10 protein-coding genes and 1 pseudogene are annotated in these 11,586 nt (G+C 55.9%); 5 read left to right on the top strand and 6 right to left on the bottom strand.

Annotated elements, in window-relative coordinates; all coding sequences use genetic code 11:
* Nucleotides 1-52: 52 nt before the first annotated feature.
* From FJW00_RS08030 to FJW00_RS08040, 3 genes are all read left to right on the top strand, one after another.
* Nucleotides 53-628: a TetR/AcrR family transcriptional regulator gene (locus tag FJW00_RS08030; protein ID WP_058957823.1), complete on the top strand. Its 576-nt coding sequence runs from the start codon at nt 53-55 to the stop codon at nt 626-628.
* Between the two features lie 474 nt (nt 629-1,102).
* Nucleotides 1,103-2,488 carry a diaminobutyrate--2-oxoglutarate transaminase gene (locus FJW00_RS08035; protein WP_140923457.1) on the top strand — a complete coding sequence of 462 codons (1,386 nt, stop codon included), beginning with the start codon at nt 1,103-1,105 and terminating at the stop codon, nt 2,486-2,488.
* A 14-nt stretch (nt 2,489-2,502) separates the two neighbouring features.
* Nucleotides 2,503-3,969, top strand: a complete 1,467-nt coding sequence (locus FJW00_RS08040; protein WP_058957822.1) for a pyridoxal phosphate-dependent decarboxylase family protein — start codon at nt 2,503-2,505, stop codon at nt 3,967-3,969.
* Between the two features lie 356 nt (nt 3,970-4,325).
* Here FJW00_RS08040 and FJW00_RS08045 read toward each other — a convergent pair whose 3' ends face one another.
* Nucleotides 4,326-5,630 (bottom strand): MFS transporter, encoded by a 1,305-nt coding sequence (locus tag FJW00_RS08045; protein ID WP_140029203.1) that lies wholly within the window; start codon nt 5,628-5,630, stop codon nt 4,326-4,328.
* A gap of 205 nt (nt 5,631-5,835) precedes the next feature.
* On the opposite strand from FJW00_RS08045, the pseudogene FJW00_RS08050 reads away from it, so the two are divergent.
* Nucleotides 5,836-6,048 (top strand): annotated as a pseudogene (locus FJW00_RS08050) (VF530 family protein); the annotation flags it as partial.
* 187 nt (nt 6,049-6,235) lie between these two features.
* Here the strand turns inward: FJW00_RS08050 and FJW00_RS08055 are convergent.
* The 4 genes from FJW00_RS08055 to FJW00_RS08070 are packed head-to-tail and all read right to left on the bottom strand — an operon-like array spanning nt 6,236 to nt 10,197.
* Nucleotides 6,236-7,546 carry an MFS transporter gene (locus tag FJW00_RS08055; RefSeq protein ID WP_009093021.1) on the bottom strand — a complete coding sequence of 437 codons (1,311 nt, stop codon included), beginning with the start codon at nt 7,544-7,546 and terminating at the stop codon, nt 6,236-6,238.
* The gene (locus tag FJW00_RS08060) at nt 7,539-8,174 is read right to left on the bottom strand and encodes a DUF4286 family protein (protein WP_181405364.1); all 636 of its coding nucleotides are present in this window, start codon (nt 8,172-8,174) and stop codon (nt 7,539-7,541) included. Before FJW00_RS08060 ends, FJW00_RS08055 begins: the two co-directional genes overlap by 8 nt.
* Nucleotides 8,174-9,505 (bottom strand): amidase, encoded by a 1,332-nt coding sequence (locus FJW00_RS08065; RefSeq protein ID WP_140923459.1) that lies wholly within the window; start codon nt 9,503-9,505, stop codon nt 8,174-8,176. Before FJW00_RS08065 ends, FJW00_RS08060 begins: the two co-directional genes overlap by 1 nt.
* 11 nt (nt 9,506-9,516) lie before the next feature.
* On the bottom strand, nt 9,517-10,197 hold the full coding sequence (locus FJW00_RS08070) for a DUF2848 domain-containing protein (protein ID WP_140923461.1): 681 nt from the start codon (nt 10,195-10,197) through the stop codon (nt 9,517-9,519).
* A gap of 114 nt (nt 10,198-10,311) precedes the next feature.
* Between FJW00_RS08070 and FJW00_RS08075 the strand changes: the two genes are divergently transcribed.
* Entirely contained in the window at nt 10,312-10,986 is a 675-nt protein-coding gene (locus tag FJW00_RS08075) for a GntR family transcriptional regulator (RefSeq protein ID WP_140923705.1), read from the top strand.
* Between the two features lie 372 nt (nt 10,987-11,358).
* Here FJW00_RS08075 and FJW00_RS08080 read toward each other — a convergent pair whose 3' ends face one another.
* Nucleotides 11,359-11,586, bottom strand: coding sequence for an Imm74 family immunity protein (locus FJW00_RS08080; RefSeq protein ID WP_111207136.1), 228 nt, complete (start codon nt 11,584-11,586; stop codon nt 11,359-11,361).

Genomic DNA, 11,586 nt, shown 5'->3' on the forward strand with positions numbered 1-11,586 from the left:
TATGAAAAAGAGTCTATTTGAGCATTTGCTCAAAGTCAATGTGAGAGTCATGATGAAAGCGTCAGCAGAAGCACTGAAGACAAAAATCCTGGATGCCGCGATAGCATTATTTATTGAGAAAGGGATAGAAAAGGTCACCACCCGCGAGCTGACCGAGTCGGTGGGCATTTCACGCAGCCACATTTATCACTACTTCAGTAACTGGCAGAGCCTCTGTCTGGCCGCACTGGAGCGCTTCATGCGGCAGGATTATGAAGCCTTCGCAGATTCCCTGTCCGGCCTCATGCCGCGTCAGAAACTGCTGCGCCTCTTTGAAAGCCATCTGCCCGCCGCACCGGATGCCACCTGGCAGCTCTATGCCTCCTTCTGGCAGAGTGCGGCACACTATCAGCCCTATGCCGGGCTGGCAGAGACGATGACGGCAGAGTGGCAGGAACTGATGGAAACCATTATCCGTGACGGCGTCACTGACGGGACACTGCGCTGCGCCGATATCGCCCGCACCGCCAGACAGATCAGCGCCATGCTTAACGGTTATGCCGACTTACTGACGGTTAATCCCTCAGAAGCGAAGGCGCGTGAAGCGCTGGCGGATTTAAACCAGTTTATAGATTGTGTGCTGGGATAAAGCGAATAAACCGCGCACTGACTACGCTGCAACGGGACGTTTTTAATTAAATGTTAAAAAAAGGTTTATTATTTTAATTGGTCATTACATCTGTAGCGGGATATATGCAGCTTCGCTAATTAAACTGACTTATGCTTTTTCTGTCTGAAAAGTGCCCTTTTTGATAGCGTTTCGGCTCCGAAACAGCTGTTTACACAGATTATTATCATTGACTTAGCACAGGCTGTGAGCTGTAAGCCGGTGTTTTTTCGCCATTTATTATTTAACCATTAGCGAAGCGGCAGTAAAGCATGCGGTCACAATCTCAACAACTGGTTGATAACTATAGTAAAGAAGCACTTTTTTTCTGATCAAATTAATCATTGAGTCGGACCTTAAAAACCCCTATATTGGCCGCGCTTTAAACATACCCATGACTTTTTTAATTCATTTATTCAACTGAGACGTTACTCCCGTCGCGGTTGTAGGAGAGATATGATGACGGATAAAGTCCGTATTGACAGTTCGAATGCACAGACATTAAACGCAACCAATGAGACCTATTTAGCCCGTCAGGCCGAATTTGAATCTAACGTTCGAAGTTATCCGCGCAAATTGCCGTTCGCTATTGCGAAAGCACAGGGTGTCTGGATCACCGACGTCGAGAACAATCAGTATCTTGATTGTCTTGCGGGTGCCGGAACGCTGGCATTGGGCCATAACCACCCAGACGTTCTGCAGAGCATTCAAAATGTCATTACCAGCGGCTTGCCGTTACATACTCTGGATTTAACCACGCCGTTAAAAGACGCGTTTTCTGAGTACCTGCTCTCCCTGTTACCAGGCCAGGGCAAGGATTACTGCCTGCAGTTTACCGGCCCGTCCGGCGCCGATGCCGTGGAAGCAGCGCTGAAGCTGGCGAAAAAGCACACCGGCCGTTCCGGTGTTATCAGCTTCTCCGGTGCCTACCACGGTATGACCCATGGCGCGCTGTCAGTGACCGGTAACCTGTCACCGAAAGAAGCCGTTGACGGCATGATGCCGGAAGTGCAGTTCATGCCTTATCCGCACCTCTACCGCTGCCCGCTGGGCATTGGCGGCGAAGCGGGCGTGAAAGCGCTGACCTACTATTTTGAAAACCTGATCAACGACGTTGAGAGCGGTGTGCGTAAACCTGCGGCGGTCATTCTGGAAGCCGTTCAGGGTGAAGGCGGCGTGAACCCGGCTCCGGCGGAATGGCTGCAGAGCATCCGTAAAGTCACCCAGGAGCACGGCATCCTGCTGATCCTCGACGAAGTTCAGGCAGGCTTTGCCCGTACCGGTAAATTCTTCGCCTTCGAGCACGCGGGTATTGAGCCAGACATCATCGTGATGTCCAAAGCTGTGGGTGGCGGTCTGCCACTGGCCGTGCTGGGCATTAAGAAAGAGTTCGATGCCTGGTCACCGGGTCACCACACCGGCACCTTCCGCGGAAACCAGCTGGCGATGGCAACCGGCCTGACCACACTGAAACTGCTGAAAGAGAACAACATCGCAGATAAAGTCGCGGCACAGGGCGAACTGCTGAAAGGCAAACTGAACGAACTGCAGCAGCGCTACCCGGTGATTGGCAACGTCCGTGGCCTGGGTCTGATGATCGGTATCGAGCTGGTGAAACCTGACGAAGCCGCTGATCACATGGGCAGCTTCCCGGCTGACGGCGAGCTCTCTGCGCTGGTACAGAAGAAATGTTTCGAGAACGGCCTGATCCTGGAGCGCGGCGGACGTCACGGTAGCGTATTGCGCCTGCTGCCTTCCCTGCTGATCACCGATGCTGAACTTGACGTGTTTATGGATAAATTTGAAAACGCCCTGCTGTCAGCTGGCGTGAAACCAGTATAAGTGGAGTGAATGCAATGTCCCGGTTAAACCCAATCCTGGCGGCCTCATCTCAGAGTACCGAGGCCTACCAGCAGGCGATCGCCCAGAGTAGCGCGGCGGTCGTTAAGTGGCTGGAACAACCTGAGATGTATCAGGGAAAAACCGTCGCAGAGCTGCGCGAGCGTATTACGCTGGACTTCAATCCTGACGGCCTGGGCAACCAGGCTGCGATTGAACGTGCCATTGAGTACTTCCTGAAAGACAGCCTGTCGGTGCATCACCCACAGTGCGTGGCGCACCTGCACTGCCCTAGCCTGGTGATCAGCCAGGCGGCGGAAGTGCTGATCAACGCCACCAACCAGAGTATGGACTCCTGGGATCAGGCGCCCTCTGCAACCCTGATTGAGATGAAGCTGATCGAATGGCTGCGTACCCAGGTGGGTTATCAGCCGGGCGATGCCGGTGTCTTCACCAGCGGCGGCACCCAGAGCAACCTGATGGGCCTGATGCTGGCGCGCGACGCGTGGTATGCCCGTCAGGGTCATTCTGTTCAGCAGGATGGCTTAACCGGTGACCTGAAGAAGATGAAAGTCTTCTGTTCAGAAAATGCGCACTTCTCCGTTCAGAAGAACATGGCGCTGCTGGGTCTGGGTTATCAGTCCGTCACGCAGGTGAAAACCGATAGCTTTGCCCGCATGGATATGGATGACCTGCGTCACAAGCTGGCCGCAGCCAAAGCCAACGGCGAGCATATTCTGGCGATTGTTGCCACCGCAGGCACCACCGATGCCGGTGCGATCGATCCGCTGCGTGAAATTGCCACGCTGGCGGCTGAAGAGAACATCTGGGTTCACGTGGATGCGGCGTGGGGCGGCGCACTGCTGCTCTCCGAGCTGTATCGCGACTATCTGGACGGCATTGAGCTGGTGGACTCCATTACGCTGGACTTCCACAAGCAGTTCTTCCAGACCATCAGCTGTGGCGCTTTCCTGCTGAAGGAAGCACGTCACTACGAGCTGATGCGTTACCAGGCTGCGTATCTGAACTCTGAGTTTGACGAAGCGCAGGGCGTACCGAATCTGGTGTCGAAATCCCTGCAGACCACCCGCCGTTTTGATGCACTGAAACTGTGGATGGGTCTGGAAGCCCTGGGTCAGAAACAGTATGCCGCCATCATCGACCACGGTGTGACGCTGGCACAGCACGTGGCAGCGTATGTTGATGCGCAGCCGGCGCTGGAGCTGGTAATGAAGCCGCAGCTGGCGAGCGTGCTGTTCCGCTACCGTCCGGCGCATCTGGCGCACCTCAGCGACGCGGATATCGCGCTGCTGAACCAGCGTATCGGTGATGCCCTGCTGGAGTCGGGCCGTGCTAACGTCGGCGTGACCGAGCACGATGGCGTGACCTGTCTGAAGATGACGCTGCTCAACCCGACCGTGACGCTGGAAGACATTAAAATCCTGCTGACGCTGGTAGAAACTACGGCTCAGCAGCTGGTTTAACGGTTCTGCTAAAACTCTGGAGGGCGCCTGAAGGCGCCCTTTTTTTATGCCGCTGTTTCTCTCTTTTCCCGCTTTCCGGTCAATTCAGTATCAGGATCAAAGAATGCGATCCCGCCATCAGGCACTCTCTATGGGTGTTGTAATTAAAGCCGAGCTGGCCAGCCGTTACGGCCCCGGTATCAGACCTCACTGAACTGTCAGGAATACACATTTACTATCATGCGTAAAATTTTCATCCTCCTTCTGGCGTTAGCGATGGCCGCCATCATCCTAATCGCCGATAGTCACGGGACCAAGGTTCACAACCGCGATCAGATTTTCAGCCTGAATGCCCCCTCCGGGCGCTGATCCTGCGGTCACCCCTCATCCAGCGCTCGCTTATGATCGTCTTTGTTCAGCGTCATCAGCGCCACAATACTGACCAGTGCGGTCGCCATGACATACCAGGCGGGAATATCGGGATTGCCCGTCTCTTTAATCAGCCCGGTGATGATCAGACCGGCACAGCCGGAGAAGAGCGCGTTAGAGAGTGAATAGGCCAGGCCCAGACCGGTATAACGCACCCGCGTCGGAAACATCTCTGACAGCATCGCCGGTCCCGGCCCGGCCAGCAGGCCCACTACACCCCCTGCGATAAAGACCACCAGCCCTTTCAGCCCGGTTGCGGTGTTCTCAGCCTGCAACAGGTTGAGCAGCGGCAGAGAGAGCACCAGCAGCAGGATCGCCGCAGACACCATCACCGTCCGGCGGCCTATCCTGTCGCTCAGCATTCCCGCCGGAATAATCGTGACGGCAAAACCGAGGTTCGAAATCACCGCAATCAGCAGCGCCTCATTAAAGCCGGTGTGCAGTGAGGCCTGCAGGTAGGTCGGCATAATCACCAGCCAGGTGTACCCGGCCGCCGACCACACCATCAGCCGGCAGATACCGAGCAGAATCGTTTTCAGGGTGTCACTCAGGCTGGCGGTCACTTTTTCGCGGGGCTGCGCCTGCTGCCGGATAAACGCCGGGGTCTCCTCCATGCCAGCCCGCAGCCAGAGCGCGATACCCCCCAGCGGCAGGGCAACAAAGAACGGGATGCGCCAGCCCCAGCTCTGCATCTCTTCCGGCGTCAGCAGCCGCGAAAGCAGCGCAACAATCGCTGCACCCGCCAGCAATCCCAGCGCAACGGTAAAGGATTGCCAGGCACCATACAGGCCACGCCTGCCGGGCGGAGCAAATTCGGTCATCAGCGACACCGCCCCGCCATACTCGCCTCCGGCAAACAGCCCCTGCAGAATACGCAGCCCGGTAACGATCAGGGGAGCCAGCACGCCCAGCTGGGCATAGGTCGGCACCAGGCCGATAGCCGCAGTGGCCAGCGTCATCATGATCAGCACAAAAATCAGGGTGGGCTTGCGCCCAATCCTGTCGCCCATCCGGCCAAACAGCACGGCGCCAAGCGGACGGAAGAAAAAGGCGATGGCAAAAGAGGCGTAGGTCAGCAGAATACCGGTCAGCGCGGATTCGCCCTGAAGCCGGAAGAAGTTCTCCGCAATCAGGGTAGCCAGGAAGCCATAAACGGCAAACTCATACCATTCAATGAAATTTCCGACCGAACCGGCAATCAGGGCACGTTTGCGGCGGGGGGAGCTCAGCAGATCAGTATCGGAAGCGGACATGGCAGGCGATCCTCAGTCAATCATGGGTCGCTTATGATTAGCACAATCGCTGCACGGCTGCGCACGCTTCTGCCCGTCACGTTAGCGCGGACACAGAAAAAAGGGTGATAGCACGGTGTGACAGACCTTTTTCATCCTCAGCCCTTGCACATCCGCTTTACCGTTGTCAGGATGTGCGCCATTGACTGAATCAGGCGAAAAGATAATGAACGCGCACACCTCAAAAGATCCTCTGCACGGCGTCACTCTGGAGATGCAGATCAACCATTTAGTCGCGCAGTATGGCTGGGCGGAGCTGGGAAATCGGGTCAACATCAACTGCTTTAAAAACGATCCCAGCGTGAAATCGAGCCTGAAGTTTCTGCGTCGCACCCCCTGGGCGCGGGCGGAAGTGGAAGCGCTCTATCTCGCCTCGCTAAAAGCGTAACCCGGCAGAGGACGCGGCCCCCTTGTCTCTATGAAACAGAGCCGGGGTAAGTCTGAGCTTATCCTCTGTTGTTACTGATGCTGCACATCCCGGCATGAACACGCCCGCGGGTGAACATTATGCGCAGCATCGCTTTCAGCGATAGCCGGGACAAGGGCAATCCTTCGCCCTGACAATCTTAATCCTGACGATGAGCAGTCTCTCTGGCTTTCCACAACGCGAATAGCGTAATCGCCAATGCCAGACTGACGTACAAAGAGACCCACAGCGTGCTGCCCATTTCTTTAAATAACGTGGTGATGATCAGGGGCGCAAAGCCCCCGCCGACAATGCCCGCCAGGGTATAGGCCAGGGATGAACCCGCGTAACGCACATGTCCCGGAAACTGCTCAGTGACAAACGCGGCCTGCGGCCCGTACATCATCGCATGGATCAGCAAACCGCCAATCACCGCCAGCACGATCAACACCGGATGCGCGCTATCAAGCAGCACAAAGAACAGAAATGACCATACAATCGCCAGCAGCGCGCCGGTAATGTAAACAGGGCGTCGTCCCCACCTGTCTGAAAGCGCACCAAACATCGGCACCGTAATCGCGTTAACTATTGCGCCCAGCATTGTAGCCATCAACGCCAGCGGTCGCGGTAATTGCAGCACGGTGGTGACGTAGGTCAGCGTAAAAACGACCACCAGCGCGTAAAGGACATCAGAGCCGATGCGCGATCCCCCGGCAATGAATAGCTGTTTCGGATAGTTTACGAAAACCTCTTTTAACGGGGTGTGCGTGGTTTTCTCCTGTTCCTGCATTGCGACAAAGGTGGGTGTCTCTTCCACACCGCGACGCAGCCACAGGCCAAATATCACCAGTACCAGGCTTAGCAGGAACGGAATGCGCCAGCCCCACGCCTGAAACTGATCGGCGCTCATCATCACCGTAACCAGCGTAATAAAGCCCGTGCCGATCAGCGTGCCGCAGGATGGACCAACCTGCGCAAAGGAGGCGTTACGCCCGCGTTTATTCGCGTCGCCATGCTCCATCGATAACAATACGGCTCCTGCCCATTCTCCGCCCAGCGCGATGCCCTGCACAAACCTCAGCGCGACTAACAGAACCGGGCTCCAGATGCCCCAGACCGCATAGCCCGGCAGCAGGCCCATTAACGCCGTGGTCACGCCCATTATCACCAGCGTGATGATCAACACCGCTTTACGCCCCGCGACATCGCCAAGGTGGCCGAACACGAAGCCCCCCAGCGGACGTGAAATATAGCCTACCGCGTAGGTCGAAAACGCCAGAATGGTGCCGACCAGCGGATCGAAGCTGGGGAAAAAGATATGGTTAAACACCAGCGCGGCCATAATGTTGTAAACGGTAAAGTCGTACCACTCAAGCGCGGTGCCAATCGAACTGGCAGCAGCCAGACGCCCGGTCTTCGATTTGGTGCGCACGGCGCCTGCTGCATGTTGCAGAGAATCGGTATCAGCCATGGGTCAGCTCCTGTTTTGTTAACTGCCAGTTGAGGGCATAACGCTGTATCTCTCCCGCAAACAGCTGTGCCGCGGCCGCAGCGAGGCGATCGCAGCTCCGTGCATCGCTGCAATGAATCAGCAGCATCGGCTGCATTTTCCGCTGATCCTGGCTTTCCTTCGGTAACGGCGAACTCAGGACGCTGTCTGGCATCAGCACGCAGGAGGAGATGTAGCCCGGCGTCTGGCTTATTTGTTGCTGCCAGGCGCTTAGCGCACTGCCATCGATCGCCTGCAGCGTTAACACCGCTAACTGATTGCCCGTGCCTTTGCCATGCTTGTGCACGACCGTGCTCACCCGGCGCATGGGGTTAACCATTTTTTGCAGATTCTGTACCGACCATGCCGTCTGGTGCGTGAATGCGGCGTGATAATCGGCGCTGGTAAAGGCGTCCAGCGAGTCGGTTTCATATAAACCGAGATACTGATACTCAGCGTTAACTGCCTGATAGCGTGTACCGCTCAGGAATCCCGCAATGGCTACACGCTCCTCTACGTGTTCATGGTCATACCACTGGTTAAAGTCAGCCTCATCTTCAGCGCCAATGTTGGTGGCGACATACAGCATGCCGTGGGGTTGAGTCATCATCAGGATCTCCGGTTAAGGGCAGTTTCCACGGCAAGCGACCAGCTGATTAAGCGGGCGTCATCACCATGAATCGAAGCAAGGCTCAGGCCAACCGGAGCAGAACCCGGTTGGTGGCAGGGTAAAGAGAGCGCACAGCCGTCCAGCATGTTGATAATGCTGGGGTTGCGCAGCATCAGCGCGTTGATCTCCATATAGCGCTGGGCATCACTGAGTGACGCGATAGTGGGCGCGACAAGCGGAACGGTTGGCATGAGTAACGCATCAAAATCCCCTAGCGCTGCGTTGATGCGCTGTTGCCATGCAGCACGCTGCTGGTAAAGCTCAGTGGCATCCTGCACGGTGAGATGGCTGCCGCGCTGGATGCGCACCAGCACCTGGGGATCGTAAGCTTCAGGGTGTGCCTGCGCGCTTTTTTTATGCCATTGCCAGGCTTCATAAGCCGTAATGCCGCCACGCGCATTCATAGCATTCAGCTCATCCAGCTCAGGCAACGTGATGTCGGTAACTGTCGCACCCGCCTGCTTCAGAAGCGTGATGGCTCGCTGCCAGGCCTGCGCCACATGCTGATCCAGACCATCCAGTACGCGCGTTTGTGGCACGGCAAAGCGCGCGTTTCGCAGATCCAGCGACTGTAACGCCAGCGGCCGATCGGCAATGACGCTATCCAGCAGCCAGCAGCTGCGCACGTCGTCCGCGATCACCCCGATGCTGTCGAGTGAGGTCGAGAGCGGTAACGTTCCCCGCTGGTTGATGCGCTTTGCCGTGGGTTTGAAGCCGGTCAGGCCACAGAGTGCAGCAGGGATCCGCACCGAACCGCCGGTATCGGTGCCAACGGCAGCCAGACACATGCCCTCAGCAACCGCCACGGCCGCGCCAGAGGACGATCCGCCGGGGATACGCTGCTGTTCGCGCTGCCACGGATTGACTGGCGTGCCGTAATGGGGATTGATGCCTAAGCCAGAAAAAGCGAACTCCGTCATCGTGGTTTTACCGACGATGGCGGCGCCCGCCAGCAGCAGCTTATCGACGACGCTGGCATTGGCAGCCGCCACGGGCGCATCGGCCAGTAAGCGTGAACCGGCCGTGGTCACCTCTCCCTGGACATCGAACAGATCTTTAATGCTGACAGGCAGTCCATCGATGGGACTTAGCGCCTGCTTTGCCTGCCAGCGGGCGTTTGCTGCGCTACAAGACGCGGCGTAGCGTTGCGTGAACACCAGTGCCCCCTGTTGTTCAGGATCCTGCGCGGCCTGCAACGCGGATTCAGTAAAGGCTTCGGGCAGAGCATCGCCGCTCTGCAACTGCTGACTGGCTTGCCAGAGTGTGGTCATCGGCGCTCTCCTCATGCCACCACCGGCAGCGCGCCGGTGGTGTAAGTGTGTTCCAGCGTGCGATTAAGCACCGGGTCGTGCAGTGCCATGCGGAACTGGCTGGATGGCCGGATGCCGCCAATGGCGCCCAGCGTGCCGCAGGACATAGCAACGCCCTCTTCCACGACACCGCCAGCAAAATAGCGCGCGAGCAAATCCTGTGGTGTCAGCAGTGAGGCTAGCGTGCCCTGTTGATAGATGACCCATTTACCCTGCTCTTTAATCCATGAGCTGAGTTCAAGCACATCCCAGTGTTCGGTAACGTCGCTCATGCGCCACGCGGCGCTGGCAACCGGCTTGATGCACGCCTGCTTAGATAGCGCAACGCTGAAGGTTTCCAGATGGCGGTCGGTATGATCAGACGTGAGGGACACCCATAATTCGCCGCGATGCGAGAAAACGAAGGGTTCGGCTTCGCCGGAGGTCTGCTCGCCTACCACTTCAAGCTCTGATTGCTGGCTGAGCTGATTAACCGCAACCCGGTAAAAAAGCGGAACTGCACCGGGTGCGGGCACGCCGAGGGCTTCTAATTCACGAATATGGTGCAACACGGCTTCCTTATCGCGGCCGGCCCAGCCAGCAATAATGAAATGCGTAATGTCCACGTTCAGTGTGGTCGCGGCTTTGTCGCACGTAGAGAATCGCAACTGCATGAGAAAACCTCCGGTTGAAAAATCACAGTGAAATTTCACAGTAATTTTAAACTAGCGATTTTCATGCCAGATTTTTGTGTAAGATGTCTTACAGGTAAAAAAAGGAACGTGGTGATGAGTGAATCAGTAGCGCAAAATGTGAACCCAGGCAGCGCAGATAAAAGCCTTTCTCTTAACGAACAAGCCTATCTGGCTTTCAGGCACAAGCTCATAACGTTGCGTTACAAACCTGGCGAATACCTTAATACTGCTCAGGTGATGGATGATCTGGCGATAGGCCGTACACCGGTTAATCAGGCGGTTCATCGCCTCGCAACTGAAGGTTTACTGCAAATTATCCCGCGTAAAGGCGTTATGGTGGCGCCATTATCAATTGATGACGCACTGGAGTTGATTGAAGTACGGCTGGTAAATGAAACGCTCTGTGTTGAGCTTGGCAGCCAGAAGGTAACGGATGCGCAGCTTGAGCGTCTGCGTCATCTTAATCAGCAAATTGATGAGGCGAGCCAGTTACGCAGCCGCGAACAGATGATGCTGCTGGATCGCGAGTTTCATCAGGTCCTGGCCGAGATAGCCGGTAATCGTCATCTGGCCGATATCCTTAGCGTGATTCATGCACAGGCGCAGCGCTTCTGGGCCACCACCCTTTCCAACGTGGCGCATATGGATGAAGTGATCGCTGAGCATAATGAAATCATTGCCGCGCTGGAGTCAGGCGATACGCAACGTGCAGCCGAAGCCGCACGTGCGCATATTTTCTCATTTAAGCGCGCCCTACTTTCCGCTTAAAGACCAGGCCGCGTGCCGTCGCCAGTTCCCTTTTTAACAGCACCTGATTGATTTCAGTTTATGCAAGACCCGGTTGCTGCGAGCGGCGCGCTAATGATGGCTGGCGGCTGATATCGTTTTCAGGGGATCAGCGGCTTTCGCGAACATGATATGTCCGTTGGGGAGTGTTGCCGGTTCGCTGTTTAGCCTGGGGCAATCGCGTTGAAGCGGGGGCATATTCGCCTGGTGCCAGAAGCGGACGATGCTTGCGACATGGTATGTTAGTTTACGGAGGGCTGGTCAAAACGGATCATCCTCCCGCACCACCTGTCTCAATACTGTGGCGGAAGTAATATGTGAAAGTAATTAGCAGGCTACCTTCACCGTACAGATTTAAACAAATTTCAGGACCATATGAGATCCCTGGGTTTTTTTGACTGCTTCATCAATATAATGCTGGCGAACAGCATCAGTCACAGGTTCACTTTCATAGGGGGGTTCAAACTGTTTCATGGTGCTTTTTTCAGCCACAAAACCACCCACGACCATTTCACCTTCTGCCCTGATTTTTTTGCCCTCGATATCAAGCATCACATATGAACTTGTGCCTGTAATTTTCAT

The sequence above is a fragment of the Pantoea anthophila genome (genome assembly GCF_006494375.1).
GTDB lineage: Bacteria > Pseudomonadota > Gammaproteobacteria > Enterobacterales > Enterobacteriaceae > Pantoea > Pantoea anthophila.

What these genes read in the sequence shown, in the direction of transcription:
- FJW00_RS08030 (WP_058957823.1), top strand. Translation starts at nt 53, where the DNA reads ATGAAAGCGTCAGCAGAAGCACTGAAGACAAAAATCCTGGATGCCGCG.
- FJW00_RS08035 (WP_140923457.1), top strand. Translation starts at nt 1,103, where the DNA reads ATGATGACGGATAAAGTCCGTATTGACAGTTCGAATGCACAGACATTA.
- FJW00_RS08040 (WP_058957822.1), top strand. Translation starts at nt 2,503, where the DNA reads ATGTCCCGGTTAAACCCAATCCTGGCGGCCTCATCTCAGAGTACCGAG.
- FJW00_RS08045 (WP_140029203.1), bottom strand. Translation starts at nt 5,630, where the DNA reads ATGTCCGCTTCCGATACTGATCTGCTGAGCTCCCCCCGCCGCAAACGT.
- FJW00_RS08055 (WP_009093021.1), bottom strand. Translation starts at nt 7,546, where the DNA reads ATGGCTGATACCGATTCTCTGCAACATGCAGCAGGCGCCGTGCGCACC.
- FJW00_RS08060 (WP_181405364.1), bottom strand. Translation starts at nt 8,174, where the DNA reads ATGATGACTCAACCCCACGGCATGCTGTATGTCGCCACCAACATTGGC.
- FJW00_RS08065 (WP_140923459.1), bottom strand. Translation starts at nt 9,505, where the DNA reads ATGACCACACTCTGGCAAGCCAGTCAGCAGTTGCAGAGCGGCGATGCT.
- FJW00_RS08070 (WP_140923461.1), bottom strand. Translation starts at nt 10,197, where the DNA reads ATGCAGTTGCGATTCTCTACGTGCGACAAAGCCGCGACCACACTGAAC.
- FJW00_RS08075 (WP_140923705.1), top strand. Translation starts at nt 10,312, where the DNA reads ATGAGTGAATCAGTAGCGCAAAATGTGAACCCAGGCAGCGCAGATAAA.
- FJW00_RS08080 (WP_111207136.1), bottom strand. Translation starts at nt 11,586, where the DNA reads ATGAAAATTACAGGCACAAGTTCATATGTGATGCTTGATATCGAGGGC.